Here is a 24,766-nt window from a genome sequence, read left to right as displayed (position 1 = left end):
CCCAGTCGATACTGTGACCAAGTTGATGCCCCAAAAACTCTCAAAACGCCCTAGAATGGCGCACTAATCAAACACAAACAGCGCTTGACCATTGACACAGCCTAGCGTCACTGGGGTTTGATAGATTGCCTCTACTCGGTGGGCTAACAGGGTGTCGGCAACCGGGCCAAAACCTCGCATCACCCCCTGATCGAGCATCATCACTTTATCGGCATGGCGCAAGGTTCGATTCAGATCATGATTCGCCACAATCACAGCCAGCCCCTTGTCAGCCAGCTGTCTTATCAACTGATGAAGTTTGCCTTCAAAGCTGACATCCAAGGCGGCACTTGGCTCATCGAGCAGAGCGAATTGGGCATGCGGGTTGTAATCTGGCCAGATCTGCAGGCATGTGGCGACAATTCTCACTCGTTGCCACTCACCACCAGAGAGTTGATGCACCGATTTACGCAACTTGGTTGTTAGGGCAAAAAGCTCAATCAGCATCGTGAAGGTACGCTTAAAGCAATCATCGTGTTTATCCACCCATTTAGGGACGGAAACATCGAGATACTTGTAGACCGGCACATTAAAGGCGGGACGACCAGATTGAGCAAGATAGCTTCTGATGCTCGCCTGCTGCTCATTCGCTTGACGCTCGAAAAGGCGACCCTGCAAGTAAACCTCTCCCTTATACACAAGCTCGCCCGCCAGCGCCGCTATCAAGCTGCTTTTACCGCTGCCATTGGGGCCGACTAAATGCACCACCTCACCCGCTTCAATCTGAAAGCTGGTTGGAAGTAAGCGATGGTCTATCGCGATATCTTTAACGGTAATCATGGTTACGTATCAGCATCCAAATAAACACCGGTGCCCCCAGTGTGGTGGTTACAACGCCAACGGGTAGCTCACCTGAGCTCAGCGCCAATCGCGCAATTAGGTCAGCCAGCGCGACAAGGCTCGCCCCGGCCATGGCACTCATAGGGACAAGGTAGCGGTGATCATAGCCAAACCATAGACGAATTAAATGAGGGACTACCAGTCCTACAAAGCCAATGATCCCACCAAGCGCAACTGCACTGCCAACTAACAGCGACGCCGCGATGATCATCGTCATGCGCAGAGCATCGAGGTTAAGGCCCAGTTGACGCGCATGGCTTTCCCCAAGCATCAGTTTATCCAGTTTGGCGGACTGTAAGCCAATCCAAGTCAGCGTCGGTAACACGACCAATACCAGACCCAGTTGATACCACTGATTACCGGCCAGATTGCCCATCAACCAGTAAAGCAGTTGACGTAAATTCATATCGTCACTGAAGTAAAAGGCCCAGGTAACCAGTGCACTGGACATTATTCCGAGCGCAACCCCAACCAACAATAACCTAGGTGTGTTGAGGTTCAATCGACGCGCGATAAACACCAATAAAGCGGTAAACGATAGCGCGCCAACGAAAGCCGCGACCATTAAGCCAAATGTTGTAGCGGCCCAAGGCACGCCAAATAGCACCACGACCATCGCCAGGCTTGCCCCACCAGAAATGCCAATGATGCCTGGCTCAGCTAATGGGTTAGCCAATAAGGTTTGCAACACGGCCCCTGCAACGGCAAGGGATGCGCCAATCATCAGCGCAGACAGCAGTCTTGGGAGGCGTAATTGGATCAGCAATTGCTGCTCAATATCGCTCATCGACCAGAATGGGAAGATAGTCAGTTCACCGAGCGCTAAATAGAGTGCTGAGACGACAATTAATAGCGCGGCAAAAACGAAAAAAGCGCGTCGCCATCGCGCGCGCTCACAAGCCAGTATCGATTCCAGTTCCATTAGCGTTTCAATACCGTGACAACAGGGGTTTGCATAATCAGCCTAAGGGATGAATTAATCATAGACAAGTTGGCCAGCATCATAGCGTGTGCGCACAGAGCACACCATCAGCGCAGCGCGTTGACCAATCTCAACATGACGATTAGGGAATACTACGGCTTCCCCCTCATTCTTGGCCATTAGAGGCTTGTCACCATCATGACCAAACACCTCACCATGTTTGAACTCGGTAAAGTTCTCCACATCATCACCAAACATGAAGTCAAAATCTTGATTGATACGAACAATGGTTCGACTGACTCGGTAATGCACTACTCGACGAGGGTGGTGTTCTGATGGCGCATCGGCAATAAGATCGCGCAACGTCATATCGAATGCCACGAGCTTATCCAGTTGGTTCTCGCCAATTCTCGCCACCTGACCAAGCTCGATGGTCATCGCTTGCGCGGCAAACTTTTCAGCACTGTACCAACTAAAGGTGCTCGAGGGCGCGTTAGACAACAGTACCGCTTCCACATGACACAGCTCAACAAAATCAAACAGTGCTTTGCTGCGCGTAGCGTGGCGTGATCTCGGACTCACGGCAAACGAATAGTGCTTAGACAGGCGGATCGCGCAATGCAAATCAAGGTGCCAGCGATTGCTTGGCACAGTGTCAGCAAAGAATTCGCCGATAAGTGCCTTAAGATTGTCAGCAATCTGCGATTCCGTGCTACTTGGTCTGGTCTTGTTGTCAAACAAGCGATTGAGATTCTCGTCGACGCAGCGCTGATGCAATATCGTTGCTTCTGGATGAGCAATGATAAACAGCGTGCGCTGTTTAATGGCCTGGAAGCCAGTAGCGATATCTTCGACGATTTTGTCGATAAGTTCCATCGGTGCCGTTTCGTCACCGTGGATACCTGTAGACACAACGATGTGTTTGCCAACCTCTGGGTCAAAGTCGGCGGGAACACATTCAACAACACCACGTTGGAGCAATTTCAGCGTTGTGCCATTTGCTGCCACGAACTGCTGTGGTTTAAATGGGGTCGCTAAATCCAGTGTATCTTGTAAAAAGGATTGCTGAAATGGTGATGATGCCATGTATTACTCCTTGACCTTACGCACCAGTTGGCTGAACCGTCGTATTCAGTGCCTCTATCGTTTCTCCATGATAACCGAATTATCGCGTCGAAATACGATCGTAGGCGCACATCATATACGCTATTGTTCGATAACTAGCGACATCCTAACATGATTTTTCCGGTTTTGTGACGTTAAGCGCCGATCTTAAGGCGAGTGGTTATCAATGCGGCAACTATTAGCAAATTCGCTACCTTATCAACCCTTTATTAACACGCGCATGTTAACACGCGCAAAGATATTCACCCTCATTTAGGACGCGACACGCTAAACACCTCACCCAGATGCGCATACTCCTGTCCACCCAAGCGCATCAGTGGCTGTAACAGCGCCGCATCAACCTTAACTCGCCCATCCACATTGCACGCGACACTATCACTGATATAAACACTCTCTATCTCAACAAAGACCAGTGACTGAGGGGTATCACCCATTTCAATGATCTGCTGCAGTCGGCAACCAAATGCAATCGGTGCACCTGCAACCCTTGGCAGAGGAAAATCAGTCAAAGTGTTCAATTCTATCGCGTTTTTGCTCACTTCAGATTCACCATGATCGAGCGTCTCCGCGGTTGCACTCACTGAAGGCGCAAGCTCGGCACTGGCAATATGCACCACACAGCGCTGCTGGCGCTCGAGATTGACCACGGTATCTTTGCGCTCACCCGTTGGCTTCTTGCCAATAGAGAACATCATCAAAGGGGGTTGGCTCGACACCGCAGTAAAATAGGAAAAAGGCGCTAAATTGTAATTCGCCTCTGAAGACTCGGTGAGCACCCAAGCAATCGGCCGTGGGATAACGGTTTGAGTCATTAAGTGGTAGCGTTCGCTCGATGAGAGCGCCTTAAAATCAATCTGCATTCTTCCCTCCGCTGCATGAGCATAATCCCGAGGCCAGCAAAATGGCTCGGGCAAAGTCCCTAGATTGTGGTAGGTTTAGAGTGTGTAGCAACTATTGGACAAGTGCAATGATCTCGGTCGAAAATCAACATGACTATACCGCCGTGCTCGCCGGTGCAACGGGATTGATTGGCAGTGCGCTGCTCGATGTGTTGCTTGCTGATCCGCGTTGCCAGCAAGTGCTGGTGATCACCCGTCAAGCTTTGGGTCGAGATGACCAGCGCATCATTGAGTGTCTCCACCCTCACCTAGTTTTTACCCACGAAGATATCGACCAACTTTGCCTGCCGCCAACCTGTGGCTTTATTGCCCTTGGCACAACACTTAAACAAGCAGGCTCTAAGCAGCGGCTAGCGAATGTCGATCTACACCTGGTCAATAGTGTCGCTGATAGAATGAAACAAGCCAACATCCAGCGCCTGTCGGTGGTGTCTAGCTATGGCGCAGCACGAAAAAGTCTCAGTTATTATTTGCAGTGCAAAGGCTTAATGGAAGAGTATGTTCAAGCGCTTGAATTTGACCATACCGCTATCTTCCGGCCAGGTCCTTTGGCGGGAGAGCGCCAGCAGCCGCGCACAAGCGAGGTGATCACCGCAACCATCTTGAATGTTATTAATCCAGTGATGATTGGCCCGTTAAGAAATCTACGATTGATTGACGCCCGCACAGTAGCGAGAGCGATGTGGCTCGCTAATCAGTCGCACCTAGGGCTGCAAATTCTCGACAATCGCGCCATGGAACAACTGGTTGCCGATGCAGGCAGATAACTAAGGAGGGCAATAACGTGCGGCTGTTCTACGCCCTCACCTTCAGCGGTGAAACCAAACAAATGATCACTCAATACCAACAACGGCTTAAACACCAAGGCATTGGTGGCAACTATACTGCGCTTGATAAACTACATATCACCTTGGCGTTTATTGGCCAAACGACGCCGCATCAAACCAGCCAGCTCATCGACAATCTTCATCTTATGCGGCCCTTTTCCCTCAGCCTCGTGATTGATCACTTTGGCGTCTTCCATCACAAGCGAGCTCCCTTGATTTGGCTGGGCACACAACCTAATTTGGCCCTTAAGCAATTTCAGCATGAGTTATGCCAAACACTGGCAAAGCAACACTTTCCTGTTGGTCAGCATCAATACATAGCGCATATTACCTTGGTGCGCAGAGCAACGTCCGTGCCGTCAAACCTCAGCTTAAAAGCACAAACCCTACCGGTAGAGAGTGTTGCGTTAATGGAATCTTTGCCAACGGAAGGTCGCAGTGCCTACCGCATTATTGAGTCCATGCCAATGAGGGCGTGAGAAAACGGCGACAATATAATGCTCAAATTGAGCGGGTACTATCTAGACTCGACTGAGCTTCACAACCCGTGCGGTGCCATGGGAATGCATCCAGTCTGTGCCAAAGCGGCTGAAGATCGATCACTTCACCGAGGCGACGCGCACTGTCGATACTTAATGCAATAATGCCAGCTTCTAAAGCCTGCTTGGCTGTGACCGCGAGTGGGGCTGCGTCACAACGTAAGAACTGGCTGAGAAGGTTGGCCATTCTCAGATCAGCGCCGTAATGATGAGAGCACGCCTGAGGGTCCTGAGTGTAATCAATATCCAGACACAACTGATTGGTGCGCGCACAGTGGACTTTAAGGTAGCCTTTCTCGAACTCCCCCTCCGCCATGCCATGCGTGCCATAAATCGAAAACCGGCGCTGCAATTCTGGGGAGTTGGTGTTGGTATGAAACGTCATTGAAACACCATTTTCAAACTGCAAGATAGCGGTCTGGTGATCAACGATGTCCGCCTCGCTGGTAAACGGATTTGACGTCGAGCGCCAATAACTGGGCCGTTGATGGTACTGTTGATCCCCCTCAAGGCGGGACTCAAACTCTGGTACGAATGCAGCACGTGCGCCAAAACTGGCGACTTTGCTCGGTCGTGAGCCAACTAACATGTGATACAAGTCCAGGTCATGACAGCACTTTTCAAGCATATACCCTCCTGAGTAACGGCTGAAACGCCGCCAATCACGCATAAAAAACGCCCCATGTGAAGGTAGGATATGCTCACATGCTTCGAGGGATACAATCCTTCCCAGAGTGCCATCAGCGATGACTTTTTTCAGGTCCAGCATGTGTTGCGAGTAACGCAACACCATCCCCACCATCAGGCGCGAGCTGCCATATTTACACAACAAGCCTGCCATCTTCCAGGTTTGCTCTAATGAAGAGACGAGCGGCTTTTCACAAAACACCTTAACGCCAGCTTCAAGTCCTGCTCTAACATGCTCTAGATGAAGATGATTGGGCGAGGCAACCATCAACAGATCAGGTACCACGCTCGCCAGCATATCCTGCACGCTTTGATGGTTGCCTCCACAAACCGGCAGGTTGAGTTTGTTCAGTAACACTGGGTTGGGATCGCAATAACCGACCAGTTTGGTTTCTGAGTCAACGGCATACAGGTCGTTGAGCACCATCACGGCGCGACGCCCCAAACCAATCACGGCGATCTTCATCTTAGTCACTCCTTTGTCTCATGAGCTAAACGCGAATATGCCACACCTGCTGCATCGAATAGATGCAGTGACGACGAGCAGTAGTGTAAGGTGATGTGCTGCGCTTTAGGCAATTCGGTGTAAAGTGTTGCTGTCAAAGGCGTCGAATCCTCCAAGTGACCAAAGAGATGACTCACATGACCTAACGCTTCACGCCGTTGGCAAGTCATGCGAATCGCACTATCTCCCCCACAAAGCGATAGCGACTCTGGCCTTAACCCTACAGTGACCCTGTCACCGACCTTGCACCCTTGCGAGTGAACTTTTGGGCGGTAGTGGTGGCCATTGGCATCGACAACACTAAGCGCACCATCCACAATCTCAGTAACTTGAGCCGGTATTAGGTTGATCCTTTGCTGTCCGATAAAGCGCGCCACAAATTGATTGACTGGATAGTGATAAAGATTAAGCGGTGTATCGAACTGCTCAATTCGACCTTGATGGACCACACCGACCTTATCCGCCATCGTCATCGCTTCAACCTGATCATGGGTAACGTAGATCATGGTTGAACCGAGTGATTGGTGCAGCGCGGTGATCTCTGCGCGCATCTCCGTTCTTAGCACCGTATCTAGGTTAGATAAGGGCTCATCAAACAGAAACACCTTAGGTCGACGCACAATCGCCCGCCCGATCGCCACACGTTGACGCTCCCCGCCCGAAAGCGCTTTAGGTTTATGCTTTGCTCGATGCTCTAGTCCGAGTAATGCGAGCGTTTGATTCACTCTCTCTATTCTTTGCGGCTTTGGCCACCCTGCGCTTTCAAGAGGGAAAGCCAGGTTGTCAAACACGGTTAGGTGGGGGTATAAAGCGTAAGATTGAAACACCATCGCGATATCGCGCTCAACGGGCTCCAGTTCCGTCACACACCGCTGTTTCATGTAGATATCGCCACTGGTCGGCTGATCTAACCCACAGATAAGGCGCAGCAGAGTGCTTTTTCCGCTACCTGACGGCCCGACAAGCACGATAAACTCACCCTCGTCGACCTTGAGGTCGATACCATGAAGGATGGGTGTCTTGCCGATTGATTTGGTCACTTTTTCTAGGGCGATCACTGCAACTTCCTTAGTTTATTCCATCTATCCAACTTCTAACCCTTAATCCCGCCGACACTGAAACCATAGAGAACATAGCGTTGCGATAAGGCATACACGATAATAAGCGGCAGCGTTGAAACCACCGAGCCTGCCATAAGCACCGTCCAGTTCGCCTCATACTGGCTAAAGAAGTTCATTAACCCCAGTGGTAAGGTGTAGCGCTCCGTGTCATTTAAAAACAGCAGAGGTCGCAATAACTCGTTCCAGTTGTTGGTAAACGCAATCACGAACACCGCAATGATGGCGGGTCTGGCTAAAGGACAATAGATTTTTCGAAATATTCGCCAGGCAGATGCTCCCTCTGCATAGGCTAATTGCTTGTACTCCTGCGGTAGCTGACAGAAGTACTCTTTCAAGATAAACGTACCAAAGGTTCCGACCAGAAAAGACGGCACGATGAGCGCATAAAGGCTATTGAGCAGCCCCAACTCTCGCATCATCAAGAACTCTGGGATAATGGTCACCTCGACCGGCACAAAGGCGGTGACCAGTAAACACCCAAACAGGCCATTTTTACCCGTGACTGGCAAACACGCGAGCGCATACCCCGCCAAGGTTGTGGTAAAAACCTGACCAATCGCCGCGCCAGTTGCGACTAGCAGCGAGTTGCGCATAAACAGCCAGAAATCGTGTTGGGTAAACAGGATGACATAGTTGCCCATTGGGTCCTCTGAGACTAACTTGCTCGGAAGCAGGCTCGGTGGGATCCTAAACACATCCGATGGCACCTTAAAGCTGGTGATCACCATCCATAAGAATGGGCCAAGGGCAAATATCAGGTAGGCAAACAAAAAACCGTACAGCACGACCAGTGTTGCCTTATTTTGTCGCTCTTGAGCACGGTAATCAGTCATCTTGCCACCGCTTTCTGATTTGAAATTTGAGTAGAGTTAGCAGGCCTAACAAGAAGCACAACAGATAAGCCAGCGCAGACGCGTAACCGAACTTAAAATCAACGAAGGCATGCTGATAAATAGAGAACGCCAATGTGGTTGAGGCATGGTTTGGACCGCCACCGGTCAGTGAGTAGGTGATCTCAAACGTCTGGGTAGAGCGGATCAGCGCGATGATCGCAACCACGAACAAACTGCGTGAGAGCAGCGGCAGCGTGATGCGATAAAAACGGCGCCAGCGCCCTGCTCCATCAACTCGTGCCGCCTCATAGAGGGTGGGATCAATGGTCTGCAACCCTGCTAGTAATAACAGCATGTAAAATCCCGCGTCTTTCCACACTGCCACGATGGCGACTGACGGCAGTGCCCAAAAAGGGTCGGCTAGCCACGCCGGGGGACTGGTCACTCCCAACCACAGCAACAGGTTGTTTAACAGCCCAAATCGCGAGGCAAAGATCCAACGCCAGGCCAAGGTGACCGCGACAGCAGAGGTAATGTAGGGCAAGAAAAACGCCCCGCGAAACAAAGCAGAGAAGCGAAAGGCCCGATTGAGGACAATAGCCATCAATGTCGCAATCACAATTGAGCCACCCACATACATCAGCGAAAAGAGCGCGGTGTTGGAAAAATAGGTCAGTGCGAGCTCCGAGCTGGCAATCTGGCGGTAGTTTGCCAGCCCAACAAACTCCGGCGTATCAAAAATTTTCCACTCATAGAAAGACAGAGCAAAAGACCACACGATAGGCACCAGACGAAACACGACTAAGCCAAGACAAGTTGGCAATAGGAACAGCAGCGCCAGAGTTTTTTCACTTAACCGTTTTCGGCCAGATGATCGCTGGTATGCTCTCATCTGGAAGAGGTGAAAAGCTGGCGCCAGCTTGATTATTTTGGCTATCACAATCAGTTATTCAACACCTGATTGCCATAGGCGGTGGCTGCGTCAATCGCTTCCTCAATTGACTTTCTGCCATTAAAGGCTTGGTCGAGCTCACCATTTAAGCCACCCGAGCCCGAGGCGCCATAGCCGCGCCAGGCACTCCAATTAGCAGAAAAGCCTGAATAGGTGTTTTGCTGGCCTATTTCCAGCAGCAGGTGTTTATTAGCCGGCTGCTGATCTTGCTCAAGGAAGTCCGCGCTTTCAGCGGTAGCAATATAGGCTGGAATTTTCCCGCCTCGATAGTCAGAGACAGAGCGCTCTCCGCCAGACATGTGCTGGATAAATTTCCAAGCCAGGTCTTTGTTTGGTGAGTCGGCGGAAATAGACAGCATATCAGACCATGTGTAGGCACGATCTGCTCCGCCTTTCGCATCTGGGCCCAGAGGTACTTGGGCGATCCCCCAACGATATTGATCACCGACGATATCGCGCGTGTTGGAGATAAACCATGAACCATCAACAAACATCGCCGCCAGTCCCATTGGCATCACATCTTGATGACGAATACCCTCCATCTCTTGCGGCTTTGGCGCAACCTTGTGAACCTGGATCAAATCGTTTAAGAATTTTAAAGTGCTAACCGCAGCGGGATTGAACGAGAGCGCCGATGCATCATCGGAGAGATACTGCCCCCCATTGCGAAACACCCACGCATCGATATGGGCATAGCGGCCAAACATCCACATTCCCCATTGATCAATCTTGCCATCTTCGTTGTGGTCTAGTGTCAGCGCCTTAGCGGCCGCTAAGAAGTCTTGCCAAGTCCAATCAGGCTTAGGCAGTGGCACGCCTGCCGCCTCAAACATATCAATGTTGTAATACAAGACGGGAGCGACCCAGTTTTGCGGCATCGCAAAGCGGCGCCCTTCCACCATCCCTGCCGCAGAAGCCGCTGGATAGTAACCATTTAAAACGGTCTCATCCGCTTGTTCAGTCAAATCAGCCAATAAGTCGGCTGCCGACCACTCTTTGATAAAGCCCGATGACATCATAAACACATCCGGCATGGTTTTGCCTGCTGCCAGTGCCGATAGACGGGTCCAGTAATGCTTAGAGGCAACCGCTGTGGTCTTAACCCGAACTCCAGGGTGCGCTGACTCGAACGCTTCGATGGCTTGACGCTCCACCTCGAGCTGTGATGGGTCCCATGACATGTATGTCAGTGTGACGTCACTCGCTAAGGCATGGTTAACATAAATTCCGTTAATCAATACACTGGATGCTAAAACCAATGTGTTGATGCTTGTCGCTCTAATCACTTTACTTCCCTACTTACGATTAGTATTCCGCTTAAAATTGATGCAAAATCGCTTAAACAACCGCTCACAGTTCATGATGTTAGCGAGCCAAGCTTATATGATGATTTCTACAACAATTGACATTACATCAATAAGTTAGCAATAATTAAGCCAGATCGGAACCTCACTCTCTTGGGTATTGAGTTGCGGTTTATTAGTGTTGCCAACACAAATCAGCCCGAGCGGGTAACTATTATGGTGCAATCGTTCATTTATGTGGCAGTCTATTGCACCATCTTAACGCACGTCGCGAGAGGCTAAAGTTTGATGGATTATTGTGGCCCACCTATGCAGACCACAACAGTCGCATTGATTTATCTATTACAGATTAAAAGTGCCACTTCACCAGTGCTGAGGTCACTCGCTCGTTGATATCAGTACCGTACTTGTTATTCCAATAAGCAAATTCAGCCCCTAAGTACAAAGGTGCCGATAGATTAAAGTTGGCCCCCACATCCCATTTCAACTGAGACGTCCAGTTAAACTCGGCGAGATTGGTATCGGTTCTATTCGACCAGTCAAAGAACCCGTCATACAAGAACTTCTGATTGGCGAGCTCTAATGGCAGTGCCCAGCTACCGTTAAACAGCCACTCGTTATCACTCTTTTCGTTGTCCATGTAATACAGGTTTAGGTTGACGTAGCGAAAACCAGGGATCGTCCAGGCGCTGCCGATACCTGCGCCAAAGTTGTCAAACCCCTCGCCCATCTCCCACATTGTGGCAACGAATAAGTCTCTGACTGGACCTAGCGATAGCTCGCTGCCAGACAGGTAGCTTAAGCTCAAGCGTGGGCTAAATTCGCCATAGAAATCGGCGTTGCCTTCATCTGGCATTCTTCGGTCAATAAACAGAAAGGTATCACCCCAGTTGTGTGAGCTTGCATGCTCAAAGGTCACCACCTCCATCTCGCCATTGGGGGTAAACTGATAGTTTGTGCCATAGAGGTACGTGACACTAAAATTTTGCCAGTTAAGCTCTGCCTGTGCACCCGTACTGGCCAAAGCTAAGCTTGCCAGCGGCAGCGATAAATATTTTGCGTATCTCATTAATAAGTCCTTTTAAGTTAATCCAAAAATAAACACAAATTGATATATACAATCATTAAACGAAGGGAATACCCCCGCAATTAATATAATTGCATATATTAATTTGCTATAGGTTTCTCATCTGAATTACCTACGGCTAAATATATAAAAACAACTTTCGCCAGAGAATATAATTTTTAGAAAAATATAATACACACAATACGCTGATAAGATTTAGCGCCGTCTAATTAAATAAGCATTTACTTTGTCATATTCTTCGTGGTGATACTGAGGTCAGTGTTAAGACTGACCTCAGTATTAAGGTTTCTTTTGGGACTGTTGAATTGAGCTAGTTAACTGTCACAAAGACATGATTAAAGCGCCATCTCACCTTTGATCTGCTCAACCCAGGTCGCCACTCTATCCTCAGATAGGTTGGATTGGTTGTCTTTATCGATAACCAAGCCAACAAACTTATCTTCTTCCACTGCGGTCGAGTCGTTGAACCCATAACCGTCAGTAGACCAACTACCGACGACATTGGCGCCGCAATCCACCACACAGTCAAACAGCTCGCCTAGGCCATCAACAAACTCATCCGCATAATTGACTTGGTCACCAAGCCCAAATAACGCGACGGTTTTACCAGAAAGATCCATATCATCAAAATTAGGCGCAAACTCTTCCCAGCTTTCGCTTTCACACTCAGCAGACAACCCTGGCAACTCACCCTCGCCATAGGTCGGTGTGCCGAGGATCAAATAGTCGTATTGGTCAAATGCAGTCTCATCGACTTGATTAATATTTACAGGCTGCGCTGCAATATCACCACCTAATGTTTGGTGAATTAAAGCTGCAATTTTCTTGGTACTCCCTGAGTCCGTTCCGTAAAATATACCAATTTTAGCCATCATATACTCCTAATAGGTTTTAAATATAATCATTGTATTTCAATATAATTGTTCACAATTTCGTGTTGTTGCTCGCCGTTAACCATCGATATCATTTTCTTCATTTTTCCAGGTAATTGGGCGATAGATCTCGACCCGGTCTCCCTCTTGTAACTGACAGTCCAGCTTGGTGAGTTTGCCAAATATCCCCACCTTAAGCTGGTTGAGTTCAATACTCGGAAACATGGTTAAGATTCCCGAGAGATGAATGGCGTTCATTACTGTGTCTTGCTCATTCACCTCTAACGGCAGCCAAACCTGCTCTTGCGGTAACGCATACACTACACTCACTTTCATCTCTCTATCCTTATGAATCTCAATACTTGTTGTTTTTGCATTTATCGCTTTTTGTGCTTATTGCTCTCTGGCAATCAAACGGCTGCGCGCCGATGCTTGGCGCCGGGCAAAGCTTTGCTTAATACCCAGCAACGCTCCGAGAATCAAAAAACCGCCTGGCGGCAATATCACCAGAAGCAATCCTCGATACTCTTCGATAAGTGTCATCTCAAGAAAGGCAAACTGCTCTCCAAGCAGCAAGCTCGCATTGGCAAATAAGGTTCCGCTGCCAAGCACCTCCCGGATGCCGCCGAGCAGCACCAGCACCCAAGTAAACCCAAGCCCCATTGCAGCGCCGTCTATAAGTGAAGGCAGGACTCCCGAGCGACTGGCAAACGACTCAACGCGGCCTAAAATGGCACAGTTTGTCACAATCAAAGGGATAAATAGGCCCAGCGACTGATGAAGCGGGTGTAGCCAGGCGTTCAGCATCAAGTCGGTCAGTGTTACTAAGGTGGCGATGATAATGATATTGACTGGAATTCTAATTGCTCGGCTAATCAAGGTTTTACCCATCGAGACCAGTACATTAGCGGCGATCATCACCGCAGTGGTAGCCAGGCCCAGGCCCAAGCCATTGGTTGCGCTGCTCGTTACGGCCAACAATGGGCACAGGGCCAGCAGTTGTCCTAATACAATATTGTTGCCCCACAATCCCTGGTAAACGATTTTGTTGTAATCACTCATTGATCGCCTCCTGATTTTCAGTGCTGTTGCGGGACTCAAATGCCTGCAGCGCATTATGCACTCCCTGCACCATGCTTCTTGCGGTAATGGTTGCGCCAGTGAACTGGTCAAACTGGCCGCCATCTTTTTTGACCGCCCAGGCGGGTGTGTTGGTTAAGCTGCGACCATTAAAATCGAGTATCCAGTCACTTTTGGCCAGCTCAATCTTATCGCCCAGCCCTGGGGTTTCACTGTGGCTAATCACTCGAACGCCGGTAATCGTTGCTGTTGCATCGACGCCAAGGAGAAAACTGATCGGCCCGCTGTAGCCTTTCTGTTGGGCTTTGATAACGTGATGCGAGGTCTTACCCAAAGCGTTTTTGACCGAGTAAACCAAGTAGACTTGATCATTGAAAACCACACTTTGGCTGCGATCAAACACACGGTTCGCGACATCAGCACCAGCAAGGACCTCAGTCAGTAGAGCCTGTTGGTCATCAAGGATTCGCTGAGCAATAACCGGCTGCGTATAGTGATAACAGATAAACAGGAGTGATGCGGCAAGACCACAACAGCTACCAAGTAACAGACTTTGATACGCAATCCGCTCTTTCCATCTCTCAATCAACGCGCTCATTTCACACCCTCCTTGGTCGCTTGACTGCCAAACAGGCTTGGTCTTACATAGTGGTCAATCAAGGGGCTGATCGCGTTGAGCAGCAGCACGGCAAATGCCACACCCTCGGGGTAACTGCCATAGCTGCGGATCAACCACACCAGTGCACCACATCCCGCGCCGTAAATGAGCTGCCCTTTCACCGTGCTTGGTGAGGTGACCAAATCGGTCGCAATATAAAATGCACATAGCATGGCACCGCCACTCAACAAGTGCTGAGGCATCGATAAAAATTGTGTCGGTGCTAATGTCGAGCTGATCAGCGCTGGCAGCGCCAAGCCGGCGATAAATGCAACCGGGATCGCCCAATGAATGATACGTCGGTAGATAAGATAGACGCCACCTAGCAGTATCAGTATTGCACTGGTCTCACCTAGGCTACCCGCGTGGCTGCCTAACGCCAGGCTGCTCAGGCTTGGCGTAACTGAACTCTCACCAAGTACGGTCGCCGCTGACACGCCGTCAAATAAAAGCCAGTTATCGGGAATGTTGACCTGATCTAAAGTAAACTCTACCGGGGTTGGTCCTGCCCATTGGCTCATTTCCAGTGGAAAGCAAATCAACAGCATTACTCGAGCTAACATGGCAGGATTAAACAGGTTCTGACCAAGGCCACCATAGATCTGCTTACCCACAACGATGGCAAATACCGTACCTACTGCGCACAACCACAGTGGCGCGGTGGGTGGCAGGCTCATCGCCAACAATAGTGCGGTGAGAAGTGCTGAGCCATCTAGGCAGGCGCGGCAATCTCGACCCATCAACTTGAGACAAAGATACTCACTGAGTACGGCGACTAGGCAACACACCATGACCATGGATAAGCCGTTGATACCAAATTGATAAACACCGACCATCAGTGCCGGTAACAGCGACGCCATCACGCGATACATGATTCTGACACTCGAGTTCTCCGAGTGTGCAAAAGGCCCCGCTGCAGAATCATAGTTAATCATGGTTTGCCTCCGTACTGGCAGTGGTTGATTTACGCGCTCGGCTGGAGCGTTTACGCCGTCCTTCGGCTTTGGCCGCCTTGGCGGCTTTCTTCGCCTCGGCCTCTCTCGCTAGGCGTAACTTACGAGCCTCAGTCAATCTCTTGGCCTCGGCCGATTTTTGCTCACGCACTTTACCCGCCTTAATCACCCCTTTTGCATGCTGAAAGTACTGCACCAAAGGGATGTTGGACGGACACACGTAGGAGCATGCTCCGCAGGCGAGACAATGATTCACGCCCAACTGCTCAGCCTTATCAAACGCCGAGACGCGGGTATGCGCCGCCATCTGAAACGGCATCAGGCCCATTGGGCATGCGCGCACACATTGACCACAACGGATGCAGGATTGTTTTGGCGGTGCTTGGACTTCTTCTGCAGTGAGGGCGAGGATCCCCCCCACACACTTATCCACGGGTACAAACGGTGAGGCGATCACTTGGCCCATCATCGGGCCGCCAAAAATTAACCGCTCGGTGTCATGGTCAAAGCCACCACAGAATTCGAGGATCTCATGCACAGGCGTACCAATCGGCACCTCAACATTCTGTGGGTTTTGGATGCCCTTGCCTGACACCGTGATCGTGCGACTGACCAAAGGGCGATTAAAACGCACCGCGTGATACACCGCTTGCGCCGTCGCGATATTATTTACTACAACGCCAACCGACATCGCCAACTGCCCTAAAGGCACGGTGATGCCCGTCGCCGCCTTAATCAGGTGTCGCTCGGAGCCCATCGGGTAGATGCTTGGCACCTTGCGCACCTTGATATTGGCATCCTCAGAGGCCGATGCTGACAGCTGCTCAAACGCCTCAGCCTTGTTGTCCTCAACACCGATTACCGCGGTCTCTGCGCCTGTCGCCGTCAGCATTAAGCGCACGCCAGCGATAATCTCTGCTGAGTAACGGCGCATGGTTAAATCATCACAGGTCAGGTATGGCTCGCACTCCCCGCCATTAATCACCAGTGTCGAAACCGCGTGTTGACGCGCAGACTGAAGTTTTGTGGCGGTGGGAAAACCGGCTCCACCCAGGCCAACCACCCCAGCACTCTCGATCTTGGCCAGAATAGCCTCATGGCCTAACTGATAGAAATTGCCTTTGGTGGTGTGCGTGCACCAATGCTTGCTTTGATCAGCGCGAATGATGATGGTATCGCTATTGGCTCGAGAGGGATGCGCCGTAATGTGTGAGGTAATTCCTGTGACGACGCCATTCACCGAGGCATGTAGCGGCGCATCCATCTCAGAACGTCCAACCGCAATTACCTGCCCGCGCGCCACCTTGTCGCCCACCTTGACTAGCGGCTTGAGCATCACGCCACTGCGCAGCATCAGCGACATATACACCTGCTTAGGCCAAAAGTGTCTGGCAATACCCTTATCGCGCGTTAACCATTTGCGCCCACGTGGCTTGATCCCGCCCCGAAACGGAGATTTTATTATCATCTAGCCTTACCTCAATTTATCATCTTCGTTTCAATTACTTGCCCTGGTACTTGCTCTGGTACTTGCGCTGATACTTGGTTTGGCACTTGGTCTGGGTTCGGCCAATACCAGTTTGCTGCACTGGTCTTCACCGCCTGCATCTGCAAACAGCCTTGAGGACAAACCTCAACACACACACCGCAACCGGTACACACTCGCTGAATCACGGTATGCATCTGCTTATTGGCCCCCACAATCGCATCATAAGGACACGCCTTAAAGCAGCGAGTACAGCCCGAACATTGCGATTCGGTAATATAGGCAATCTGAGGTTCATCGCGCTTATCTGCGACCGAGATGCCTAACATCTCAGCCACCTTGGCGATGAAATCCTGACCCGCGGATGGACATGAATCAGGGCTTAACGTCCCTTGTGCCATCGCCTCTGCGGCTTGGCGACACCCTGGCTCGCCGCACTGACCACACTGAGAGCCTGGCATCATGTCTTCAATCTTGTCGGCAATCGGATTGCCCTCGACTCGAAACACGATGGCGGCATAGCCCAGAGCAGCACCTAACGCGGCACCTAAAAGGATAAAGAAGATTACTGAGACCATATTTCCCCCAAATCAAGCCATGCCAGAAAAGCCCATAAAGGCCATCGACAAAAGACCAGCAGTGATAAAGGCAATCGGTGTGCCCTTCATGGCAGCTGGCACACGGTTGAGGGCCAATTGGCTACGCAGGCCAGCAAACACCACAATCACAAACGTGAACCCGAGGGCAGAGCCAAAACTGAACATCACCGTATTGATAAATGACAGCTGGTCTTGAACCGCTAATAGCGCCACCCCTAGCACTGCACAGTTAGTAGTGATCAAGGGAAGAAAGACACCTAGCGACTGATACAGGGCCGGATCGGCTTTTCTTACATACAGCTCGGTGAGCTGCACCACGGCGGCAATAACCAAAATAAACGCAATAATTCGCATATACTCCAGTTGCAATGGCAGCAAAACATAGACTTCCATCAGCCAGGTCGTGATCGCCGCCACCGTCAAAACAAAGGTGGTCGCAATCCCCATCCCTAGCGCACTGGCTATTTTTCCTGACACCCCCATAAACGGGCACAAGCCAAGAAACTTAGCCAACACGACGTTGTTGACAAAGGCGGCACTTAATAAAATCACGACACTTTCTGGCATTGAGTTATCCTTAACGCTTTAGTAAGCGCTGCAATCCTGGTTATCGTAGATTGCAGCACAACACGATGTTTTCCTTTGTTCGTTCGAGAGGTTAGTTAGCTTGCGGCTTTGGCTCTAGCGGCTCACCGTCACCACTGGGTTTCTGCTCACGCAACGCCTGTGGCAACAGCAGGTTAAGCGCAATCGCGGTTAAGCCACCTGTGGTCACAGCCGAGCCAAAGATATGTTGTACATAACTTGGGAAGACCGACAGTACCTCGGGTCTAAACACCACACCAAGCCCCATACCCAAAGACATCGCAATGATCATCACCCCACGGCGATCGATGGTGTTGCTGGCGATAATTCGAATGCCTGACGCTGCCACTGTACCAAACATGATGATGGTCGCCCCGCCAAGGACCGAGTTAGGAATAATCGAGAACAAACCGCCAACGATTGGGAACAGACCTAACAGCACCAGCAGACCCGCAATCCATAGGCCAACATGACGACTGGCCACGCCGGTCATTTGGATCACACCGTTGTTCTGACTAAACGTTGTATTCGGGAATGAGTTGAAGATCGCTGCCATAGCAGAGTTGATGCCATCACCCAAGATACCGCCTGAGATACGTTTGAAGTACTTTTTCCCTTTGATAGGCTCGCCAGAAATCATTGAGGTGGCAGTCAAGTCACCAATCGATTCTACAGTGGTGATCAAGAACATAAACGCCATTGGGATCACATACTCCCAAGCAATGTGGAAGCCGAACTTAAACGGCACCGGCGCGTTGATCCAGCCCAGGTCGCCAATCTTGCCAAAGTTGACCATTCCCATCATCGAGGCCAACACATAACCCAGTGTAAGACCAATAGCGATTGCGCCAACTCTCAACCATTTGTTGCGACTTGCATTTAACGCAGCCACGGTAAACAGAACGATTGCCGCTAACGCGATATTCTGCGGACTCGCATAAGCCTCAGGCTTGTTGGTCAGCAGCCATTGTCCACCACCAATATCCGTGATGGCCACGCGCACCAGTGACATACCAATCAGTGTCACAACAATGCCGCTGATCAGCGGTGTAAAGACCTTCTTCAACGCCGGAATAAATCGGCTAAAGATCATCTCAATCGGTGAACAGATAAGGGCAACACCAAAAATCGATGCCAACGCCTGCTCGGGTGTCCCGCCTGACGCTTTTACCGACAGGCCGATACCAATACACAAGGTAATAAATGGGAAACTGGTGCCTTGGATGCTGAGTAGTCCCGACCCAATTGGGCCAAAACGCTTGGTTTGGATAAAGGTGGCGACCCCAGAGGTAAACAGCGCCATACTAATAATGTAAGCCTTTAACTCCGGTGATAGCTCTAGTGCACCGCCTATGATCAGCGGTGGTGTAATAATGCCGACAAAAATCGCCAACAGGTGTTGCAGTGCGGCAAAAAATGACGCCACTTTATTCGGTTTATCGTCTAATGCGTAGATTAACTCTGATTTTGGCGTTATTCCCTGATTACTCTCAGTCATGACTAACGTCTCCTTGTCTTCTTCTTTTTCTTCTTGGTATAACTAGTGTCATCCATCGGTAGTTTTGTCCTAAACTTACCGTCCAATATTAGATAGGCACCCTGAATAGCCGGTGGGGTTGGAATCGTGGCGAGTTCGCCGACTCCTTTGGTCCCACAGGCGATGGTTGCGTCGAATTCACGCTCGACAATGATGGTTTCAATTTCTGGGACATCCGCTGCTTTTAGCAGTCCCAAGTTGTTGTAGGTGGCTTTGGGTATCGCATTGACTAATGGGTAGTCTTCGGTCAGTGCATAACCGAGCCCCATGACAATGCCACCTTCGATTTGTCCTTCTGCACTCTTGCGATTAACCAACTTCCCCAGGTCGTACGCCGCCACGACTTTAGTGATTTTGCCGTCCTCACCTAAGATCACGACTTGAGCGGCATAACCATAAGCCACATGGCTGACTGGGTTGGTTTTATCACTGCCAATTGGGTCGGTCTCACTACAGTACTCGGCGTAAAACTCTTGGCCTTCGAGATCGCTCAGTGTGCACCCTGGCGACATGGCCTCGCGGACTTTTACTGCGGCTCTGCGCACCGCTTCACCGGTAAATACGGTCTGGCGTGAAGCAGTGGTGGTCCCGGAATTAGGCGTTCTTGCGGTATCTGGCGCTTCTACCACCACACAACCCGGTGGTAACCCCGTCACTTCACAGAACATCTGTACCGCTACGGTACCGATGCCTTGGCCAATACAAGCAGCACTGGTACGGATATGTGCTTGGCCTTGCTCAATGGAGATCATGCAGCGCCCAGTGTCAGGCACCCCAACCCCAAGCCCGGCATTTTTAAATGAGGTGGCAATACCCACATATTTGCTCGAGTGATAAATATCTTTCACCGCGTCCAAACACTCGACTAGAGCCGTGCTCTCATCGGCAATCTGTCCATTGGCGAGCACCAACCCGGGCCGGATTGCATTGCGATAACGGATCTCCCACGCCGAGATCCCGACCTGCTCTGCCAATAGGTTAAGGTTCGACTCCATTGCAAACGCCACTTGCGAGACGCCAAAGCCTCGAAACGCGCCACCTGGTGGGTTATTGGTGTAGACCGCTTGACCTTCAATCAACAAGTTCTCGAGAGGATAAGGCCCAGCAGCATGCGTGCACGCCCGCTGCAATACCGGTCCGCCCAAAGAGGCGTAGGCACCGGTATCGAACAGCAGCTTGGCCTCTAGGCCAACCAACATCCCTTGTTCATCACAGGCAGTGGTAAACTCCATCTGCGCGGCATGACGTTTGGGGTGGATCAAGATACTCTCTTGGCGAGAGAACTTGACCTTGACCGGTTGCTTGGTGACCCAAGTCAGCAGCGCGGCATGGTGTTGCACACTCATGTCTTCCTTGCCACCAAATCCACCGCCCACGAGCTTACTCTGCACCCTAACCTTCTCTTTAGGTAACCCAAGCAGGCCAGCGACCTCTTTCTGCTCGTCATAGATCCCTTGCGCGCCGGTATAAAGCAAAATACCCTCGCCATCAATCATGGCGATCGCACACTCAGGCTCCATAAACGCGTGCTCAGTAAACGGGGTTGAATAGGTATGAGTGACCTTGTATTTTGCGCCCGCAATAGCAGCTTTGGCGTCGCCGCGCACTAGGCGCTCACTCGATAACACGTTACCTGAGGCATGCAGTTGTGGTGCCTCTGCACTCAACGCTTCTTCTGGGCTAGTGACTGGTGTGAGCTCTTCGTAGTCGACCTCAATCAGGGCAAGGATCTCATCCAGTGTCTCCTTGCGCTTGCTCGCTACCAGCGCAATGGCATCACCGATATAGCGGGTGATCTCCCCCTCTGGGATTAAGGCATCCCAATCTTGGACCAAATGGCCAACCTTGTTGTCTCCCGGCACATCTGCAGCGGTCAACACGCATACCGCATCAGGATGTTGCTGCGCCGCTAGGGTATCAATACGATTGATGCGTGCCCTTGGGTAGCGGGTGCGCAGCGCCTTACCAAATAGCATTCCTGGGACAACGATATCATCGACGTATTCGCCATAGCCTAAGGTCTTCTCACGCGCATCGATTCGATGCAAGTCATCGCCTAGCTTACCCGTATTCTGTTTGGGCATTACAGCGAGCCCTTCTCGAAAGTACTTCGCGGCGAGTAGAATGGCGTCAATAATCTTCACATAGCCCGTACAGCGACAGATGTTGCGTCTTAACGCGACCTTAATCTCTTGCTCGTTTGGCTCAGGGTTCTTGTCGATGAGCGCCTTGGCAGCCAGCACCATTCCGGGAATACAAAAACCACATTGAACCGCACCGGCCTCGGCAAACACATAGTCAAACACCTCTTTTTCGCGCTCTGATAGTCCTTCAACTGTGACAATATCGAGGGGCTCATCAATGCTCGACAGGTTGATACAAGACTTTTGTGCCGTGCCATCAATAATCACGGTACACGTGCCACAAGCACCCTTAGCACAGCCATCTTTGACCGAGGTTAGCCTATGCTCGTCTCTTAAATAATCCATCAAGGTAATAGGAATGGAATTATCAACACTAAATTGTTGGCCATTAATAGTTAAGTCAATCATTCATATTCCCTCAAAATAACGCTTGGCTTATATTTTTGACGAGCGCAGTCGCCCATCGGTTAGCAATGGATTGTCTAATGATCCGATTAATCGTGTTCAGTACAGCGCCTTGGCCTTACTGAGTTTATTAAAACAACTAGTTACAGGTGTTCAACGTCTTTCTTAGCTGATTACTCTTATCCCATTGAGCTTGATTACTGGCTTGCAGGCTTGCTTGACCATTGGCTTGGTTAGATGAGCGGTTTGATGCAAACAAACCCAACAGCTGGGCACTGATGGACACGGCTACTTGCATCGGCAGTTTGCCGGGTACATCAGGGTGACCAATCGGGCAGGTCAGTTGCTCAAGCCGCGCAGAGTCAGATAACTGCTCACTCAACCGAAATTCAAAGCGACGTTTTTTCGCTTGGGAGCCAATAAGACCGATAAATTGACTGTCCCCACGCTCAAGCGCCTCAAGCGTGAGCTCGTAATCCAAACGGTGGTCATGGGTCATAATCACTAAATAGGCGTCTAAAGGCAGCTCTGCAACGGCCTGCTTGGGACACGTATAGTGCTCCGCCGCGACACCTTGAGCTGCAATAGAGTCCAACCACTCCTGACGGTTATCCCTGACCAAAACCTTACACGGCAGAGGCTGCAAGATAGTGGTCAGCGCGTGCGCAACGTGCCCTGCGCCAAAGATGACCACGTTGGGCAGTTGAGTATTAAAAAACTCAAACATCACCTGTGCAGCGCCACCACAACACTGACCCAAGTCTGCCGCCAGCGACAAGCGCTCAATATGCACGGCCGACAGTGACTCCCCACCAAGCCGTTGGCTCAGCTCAGCGCGAGCCGACTTAATCACCTCAAACTCAAGCTGACCACCGCCCAATGTGTCGTATTGGTGCGTCGCGGTGATCACCATCTTAGCGCCATGGGATCTTGGCAACGAGCCAGACTCCGCCACCACAGTTGCGATACAGTAGGCCTCTCCCTGTTGCTCGAGCCACTGGCAAGCATTTAGCCAATCGAGGCGAGATGCACTCAATAACTGCTCAACGGATGATGACATGAAGAACCTCCTGTTACGCATGTCCTAATATAATTTTGCAGGTAACTCTTATTAATATTTACTTGCAATATTCTGACCAATTAAACAAATTGACAAAAATATTTTTTATCGTGGGAGTTTCTTATAAAAACCCCACATTTTAGCTGGTTTTATGACCAAAATTGAGTTTATTCTGGCATTGCCGTCGACAAACCTTACTCGGTGTTAATTAAGGCTAATAAATGCTGCACCAAAATAAACCAACTGCACCGTATTTGATCCCCGCCAATGTCACTTAATCGCTTTCCTCCTCTGAAAATACACCGAACAAATACAATAAAGTTACATTTAAATAACGTACTTCATGTTGTAATGGTTATCGCACTGCTAGCCACGTCTTAGTTCAGACCATCCATCGTATGCCATACTCTTTGTGCGACCCGTTGCGCCTGACGATATATGGACTCAACGTCAAATGGAAACTCTCGATCTTGGTAGACAAAACGACCCTCTACCATCACACTTGAGACACTGTTTGCATTGAGGCCAAAGGCAAAATGACCGGGTAGATTTTCAGCCAACAATGGCGTCGGACTCAGATAATCTAGGATGGTTAAATCGGCCTTATAACCCGGCTCAAGCAGGCCAAATTTTGCACCAAAATTACGCGCAAGGATCTGATTACCATTGAACAAGTGCTTGAGAAAACTGTCAGGCCACAGCTGACCGCCAGAATCACGATGCTTGAAAAAGGCAAACTTCAGCTCTTCGAACATATCTGCGCCAATACCGTCGGTACCTAACGCGACATTATTAAATCGGCCAATACTATTATTGTAACCAACGTTATTATTCATATTTGAGCGAGCATTATGCGCTAAAAACGCATCGCGCTTATTTAATATTGAAATATCTTTTTCAGACAAATAGATCCCGTGGGCAATTAGGGTTTTATCGTTAATCAACTCATATTTATCAAGTCGCTCAATCAAGTCTTGTTCGTAATGATGATGACTGTGGGTCACATCATAACGGTCTTCCGCTACATGAATATGTAGGCCACGCCCGGTCGCCTTAACCGCCTCGGATAACATTGCCAATCCATCATTGGAGACAGTAAACGGCGCGTGAGCACCGATATGCGCTTCCACCAAGTACGGCTCGTCGCCTGACGATTTTGCCGCATCAATCGATTGAGCAAAACGGATATTCTCCTCAACCCCACGCATCATCTCATCGACACCACCATTACGATCCGTGGTTTCAAAACAGGTCATACCGCGCAGCCCTGTCTCAAGAAAACTTTTTCTCAACGTAGTGAGCGAGCCATCGATGTAGTTGGGTGATGCGTGATGATCGATAACGGCAGTGCAACCACTTTTGATCGCCTCTAGCGAGCAAATCAAACCACTGTAGTACAACGCTTCCTCATCCAGGGCGCGATCCATTCGCCACCAGAGATTTTTCAAAATAGAGATAAAATCTGGGCTGGGTTTAATGTCGGCCATGATCCCGCGTGCGAGACCAGAATAGAAATGGTTATGCGAGCAAACAATACCCGGCATGACCAACTTGCCACGCAGATCCTTGCGGCTAGCATTGGGGTACTTGTGCTCAAGGTTGCTACCCACCTCAAGGATCACCCCATTGTCAATCGCGATATCCGTCCCTTCTCGGACCAAAGCTGGCTCAAACTGAACCGCTGTTGCATTGGTTAAAATTAACATA

The 24,766-nt window shown here is 50.2% G+C and carries 24 protein-coding genes; 2 read left to right on the top strand and 22 right to left on the bottom strand.

Annotated features, from left to right (window positions below; translation table 11 throughout):
* Positions 1-63: 63 nt before the first annotated feature.
* From ACSTTG_RS21030 to ACSTTG_RS21015, 4 genes are all read right to left on the bottom strand, one after another.
* On the bottom strand, positions 64-819 hold the full coding sequence (locus ACSTTG_RS21030; protein WP_438476169.1) for an ATP-binding cassette domain-containing protein: 756 nt from the start codon (positions 817-819) through the stop codon (positions 64-66).
* Entirely contained in the window at positions 806-1,801 is a 996-nt protein-coding gene (gene btuC, locus ACSTTG_RS21025) for a vitamin B12 ABC transporter permease BtuC (RefSeq protein ID WP_438459317.1), read from the bottom strand. The genes ACSTTG_RS21030 and btuC overlap by 14 nt, the downstream gene beginning before the upstream one ends.
* Positions 1,802-1,855: 54 nt before the next feature.
* Positions 1,856-2,887: a succinylglutamate desuccinylase gene (locus ACSTTG_RS21020; protein WP_438476168.1), complete on the bottom strand. Its 1,032-nt coding sequence runs from the start codon at positions 2,885-2,887 to the stop codon at positions 1,856-1,858.
* Positions 2,888-3,174: 287 nt separating this feature from the next.
* Entirely contained in the window at positions 3,175-3,786 is a 612-nt protein-coding gene (locus ACSTTG_RS21015) for a flavin reductase family protein (RefSeq protein ID WP_438459315.1), read from the bottom strand.
* Between the two features lie 107 nt (positions 3,787-3,893).
* Here ACSTTG_RS21015 and ACSTTG_RS21010 point away from each other — a divergent pair, with 107 nt between their 5' ends.
* Together ACSTTG_RS21010 and thpR are read left to right on the top strand one after the other, a co-directional pair.
* Positions 3,894-4,592, top strand: a complete 699-nt coding sequence (locus ACSTTG_RS21010) for an NAD-dependent epimerase/dehydratase family protein (protein WP_438476166.1) — start codon at positions 3,894-3,896, stop codon at positions 4,590-4,592.
* A 17-nt stretch (positions 4,593-4,609) separates the two neighbouring features.
* The gene (thpR, locus tag ACSTTG_RS21005; protein WP_438476164.1) at positions 4,610-5,131 is read left to right on the top strand and encodes an RNA 2',3'-cyclic phosphodiesterase; all 522 of its coding nucleotides are present in this window, start codon (positions 4,610-4,612) and stop codon (positions 5,129-5,131) included.
* A gap of 22 nt (positions 5,132-5,153) precedes the next feature.
* On the opposite strand, the gene ACSTTG_RS21000 is transcribed toward thpR, so the two are convergent.
* From ACSTTG_RS21000 to ssnA, 18 genes are all read right to left on the bottom strand, one after another.
* Positions 5,154-6,344 (bottom strand): Gfo/Idh/MocA family protein, encoded by a 1,191-nt coding sequence (locus ACSTTG_RS21000; protein ID WP_438476162.1) that lies wholly within the window; start codon positions 6,342-6,344, stop codon positions 5,154-5,156.
* 5 nt (positions 6,345-6,349) lie between these two features.
* Positions 6,350-7,441 carry an ABC transporter ATP-binding protein gene (locus ACSTTG_RS20995; protein ID WP_438476161.1) on the bottom strand — a complete coding sequence of 364 codons (1,092 nt, stop codon included), beginning with the start codon at positions 7,439-7,441 and terminating at the stop codon, positions 6,350-6,352.
* A gap of 35 nt (positions 7,442-7,476) precedes the next feature.
* Positions 7,477-8,337 (bottom strand): carbohydrate ABC transporter permease, encoded by an 861-nt coding sequence (locus ACSTTG_RS20990; protein WP_438476159.1) that lies wholly within the window; start codon positions 8,335-8,337, stop codon positions 7,477-7,479.
* A complete protein-coding gene (locus ACSTTG_RS20985; protein WP_438459309.1) occupies positions 8,330-9,277 on the bottom strand; it encodes a carbohydrate ABC transporter permease in 948 nt (315 codons plus the stop codon). Before ACSTTG_RS20985 ends, ACSTTG_RS20990 begins: the two co-directional genes overlap by 8 nt.
* Positions 9,278-9,279: 2 nt before the next feature.
* Positions 9,280-10,575 carry an ABC transporter substrate-binding protein gene (locus ACSTTG_RS20980; protein ID WP_438476157.1) on the bottom strand — a complete coding sequence of 432 codons (1,296 nt, stop codon included), beginning with the start codon at positions 10,573-10,575 and terminating at the stop codon, positions 9,280-9,282.
* A 367-nt stretch (positions 10,576-10,942) separates the two neighbouring features.
* Complete coding sequence (locus ACSTTG_RS20975; protein ID WP_438476156.1) at positions 10,943-11,662, bottom strand: outer membrane protein OmpK; 720 nt, start codon at positions 11,660-11,662, stop codon at positions 10,943-10,945.
* A 353-nt stretch (positions 11,663-12,015) separates the two neighbouring features.
* Positions 12,016-12,552 (bottom strand): flavodoxin, encoded by a 537-nt coding sequence (locus ACSTTG_RS20970; RefSeq protein WP_438476154.1) that lies wholly within the window; start codon positions 12,550-12,552, stop codon positions 12,016-12,018.
* Between the two features lie 78 nt (positions 12,553-12,630).
* Positions 12,631-12,888, bottom strand: coding sequence for an RnfH family protein (locus ACSTTG_RS20965; protein WP_438476152.1), 258 nt, complete (start codon positions 12,886-12,888; stop codon positions 12,631-12,633).
* A 57-nt stretch (positions 12,889-12,945) separates the two neighbouring features.
* A complete protein-coding gene (locus tag ACSTTG_RS20960) occupies positions 12,946-13,614 on the bottom strand; it encodes an electron transport complex subunit E (RefSeq protein WP_438476150.1) in 669 nt (222 codons plus the stop codon).
* The gene (locus ACSTTG_RS20955) at positions 13,607-14,230 is read right to left on the bottom strand and encodes an RnfABCDGE type electron transport complex subunit G (RefSeq protein ID WP_438476148.1); all 624 of its coding nucleotides are present in this window, start codon (positions 14,228-14,230) and stop codon (positions 13,607-13,609) included. The genes ACSTTG_RS20960 and ACSTTG_RS20955 overlap by 8 nt, the downstream gene beginning before the upstream one ends.
* On the bottom strand, positions 14,227-15,225 hold the full coding sequence (locus ACSTTG_RS20950) for an RnfABCDGE type electron transport complex subunit D (protein WP_438476146.1): 999 nt from the start codon (positions 15,223-15,225) through the stop codon (positions 14,227-14,229). The genes ACSTTG_RS20955 and ACSTTG_RS20950 overlap by 4 nt, the downstream gene beginning before the upstream one ends.
* A complete protein-coding gene (rsxC, locus tag ACSTTG_RS20945) occupies positions 15,218-16,711 on the bottom strand; it encodes an electron transport complex subunit RsxC (protein ID WP_438476145.1) in 1,494 nt (497 codons plus the stop codon). The genes ACSTTG_RS20950 and rsxC overlap by 8 nt, the downstream gene beginning before the upstream one ends.
* Before the next feature lie 11 nt (positions 16,712-16,722).
* Entirely contained in the window at positions 16,723-17,307 is a 585-nt protein-coding gene (locus ACSTTG_RS20940) for an RnfABCDGE type electron transport complex subunit B (protein ID WP_438476143.1), read from the bottom strand.
* 12 nt (positions 17,308-17,319) lie between these two features.
* Positions 17,320-17,895, bottom strand: a complete 576-nt coding sequence (gene rsxA / locus ACSTTG_RS20935) for an electron transport complex subunit RsxA (RefSeq protein WP_438459299.1) — start codon at positions 17,893-17,895, stop codon at positions 17,320-17,322.
* Positions 17,896-17,986: 91 nt separating this feature from the next.
* Complete coding sequence (locus tag ACSTTG_RS20930; RefSeq protein WP_438476142.1) at positions 17,987-19,411, bottom strand: nucleobase:cation symporter-2 family protein; 1,425 nt, start codon at positions 19,409-19,411, stop codon at positions 17,987-17,989.
* A 2-nt stretch (positions 19,412-19,413) separates the two neighbouring features.
* Complete coding sequence (xdh, locus tag ACSTTG_RS20925) at positions 19,414-22,002, bottom strand: selenium-dependent xanthine dehydrogenase (RefSeq protein ID WP_438476140.1); 2,589 nt, start codon at positions 22,000-22,002, stop codon at positions 19,414-19,416.
* Between the two features lie 136 nt (positions 22,003-22,138).
* Entirely contained in the window at positions 22,139-23,059 is a 921-nt protein-coding gene (gene xdhC, locus ACSTTG_RS20920) for a xanthine dehydrogenase accessory protein XdhC (RefSeq protein ID WP_438476138.1), read from the bottom strand.
* A gap of 377 nt (positions 23,060-23,436) precedes the next feature.
* Positions 23,437-24,765 carry a putative aminohydrolase SsnA gene (ssnA, locus tag ACSTTG_RS20915; protein WP_438476137.1) on the bottom strand — a complete coding sequence of 443 codons (1,329 nt, stop codon included), beginning with the start codon at positions 24,763-24,765 and terminating at the stop codon, positions 23,437-23,439.
* Between the last annotated feature and the right edge of the window lies 1 nt (position 24,766).

The sequence above is a fragment of the Vibrio glycogenivorans genome (assembly GCF_051660965.1).
GTDB lineage: Bacteria > Pseudomonadota > Gammaproteobacteria > Enterobacterales > Vibrionaceae > Vibrio.
This window is presented reverse-complemented; position numbering and strand designations above follow the sequence as displayed.

Excerpts from the sequence above, each read along its gene's own strand:
- ACSTTG_RS21030 (WP_438476169.1), bottom strand. The coding sequence starts at position 819 with ATGATTACCGTTAAAGATATCGCGATAGACCATCGCTTACTTCCAACC.
- btuC (WP_438459317.1), bottom strand. The coding sequence starts at position 1,801 with ATGGAACTGGAATCGATACTGGCTTGTGAGCGCGCGCGATGGCGACGC.
- ACSTTG_RS21020 (WP_438476168.1), bottom strand. The coding sequence starts at position 2,887 with ATGGCATCATCACCATTTCAGCAATCCTTTTTACAAGATACACTGGAT.
- ACSTTG_RS21015 (WP_438459315.1), bottom strand. The coding sequence starts at position 3,786 with ATGCAGATTGATTTTAAGGCGCTCTCATCGAGCGAACGCTACCACTTA.
- ACSTTG_RS21010 (WP_438476166.1), top strand. The coding sequence starts at position 3,894 with ATGATCTCGGTCGAAAATCAACATGACTATACCGCCGTGCTCGCCGGT.
- ACSTTG_RS21000 (WP_438476162.1), bottom strand. The coding sequence starts at position 6,344 with ATGAAGATCGCCGTGATTGGTTTGGGGCGTCGCGCCGTGATGGTGCTC.
- ACSTTG_RS20990 (WP_438476159.1), bottom strand. The coding sequence starts at position 8,337 with ATGACTGATTACCGTGCTCAAGAGCGACAAAATAAGGCAACACTGGTC.
- ACSTTG_RS20975 (WP_438476156.1), bottom strand. The coding sequence starts at position 11,662 with ATGAGATACGCAAAATATTTATCGCTGCCGCTGGCAAGCTTAGCTTTG.
- ACSTTG_RS20970 (WP_438476154.1), bottom strand. The coding sequence starts at position 12,552 with ATGGCTAAAATTGGTATATTTTACGGAACGGACTCAGGGAGTACCAAG.
- ACSTTG_RS20965 (WP_438476152.1), bottom strand. The coding sequence starts at position 12,888 with ATGAAAGTGAGTGTAGTGTATGCGTTACCGCAAGAGCAGGTTTGGCTG.
- ACSTTG_RS20960 (WP_438476150.1), bottom strand. The coding sequence starts at position 13,614 with ATGAGTGATTACAACAAAATCGTTTACCAGGGATTGTGGGGCAACAAT.
- ACSTTG_RS20955 (WP_438476148.1), bottom strand. The coding sequence starts at position 14,230 with ATGAGCGCGTTGATTGAGAGATGGAAAGAGCGGATTGCGTATCAAAGT.
- ACSTTG_RS20950 (WP_438476146.1), bottom strand. The coding sequence starts at position 15,225 with ATGATTAACTATGATTCTGCAGCGGGGCCTTTTGCACACTCGGAGAAC.
- rsxC (WP_438476145.1), bottom strand. The coding sequence starts at position 16,711 with ATGATAATAAAATCTCCGTTTCGGGGCGGGATCAAGCCACGTGGGCGC.
- ACSTTG_RS20940 (WP_438476143.1), bottom strand. The coding sequence starts at position 17,307 with ATGGTCTCAGTAATCTTCTTTATCCTTTTAGGTGCCGCGTTAGGTGCT.
- rsxA (WP_438459299.1), bottom strand. The coding sequence starts at position 17,895 with ATGCCAGAAAGTGTCGTGATTTTATTAAGTGCCGCCTTTGTCAACAAC.
- ACSTTG_RS20930 (WP_438476142.1), bottom strand. The coding sequence starts at position 19,411 with ATGACTGAGAGTAATCAGGGAATAACGCCAAAATCAGAGTTAATCTAC.
- xdh (WP_438476140.1), bottom strand. The coding sequence starts at position 22,002 with ATGATTGACTTAACTATTAATGGCCAACAATTTAGTGTTGATAATTCC.
- xdhC (WP_438476138.1), bottom strand. The coding sequence starts at position 23,059 with ATGTCATCATCCGTTGAGCAGTTATTGAGTGCATCTCGCCTCGATTGG.
- ssnA (WP_438476137.1), bottom strand. The coding sequence starts at position 24,765 with ATGTTAATTTTAACCAATGCAACAGCGGTTCAGTTTGAGCCAGCTTTG.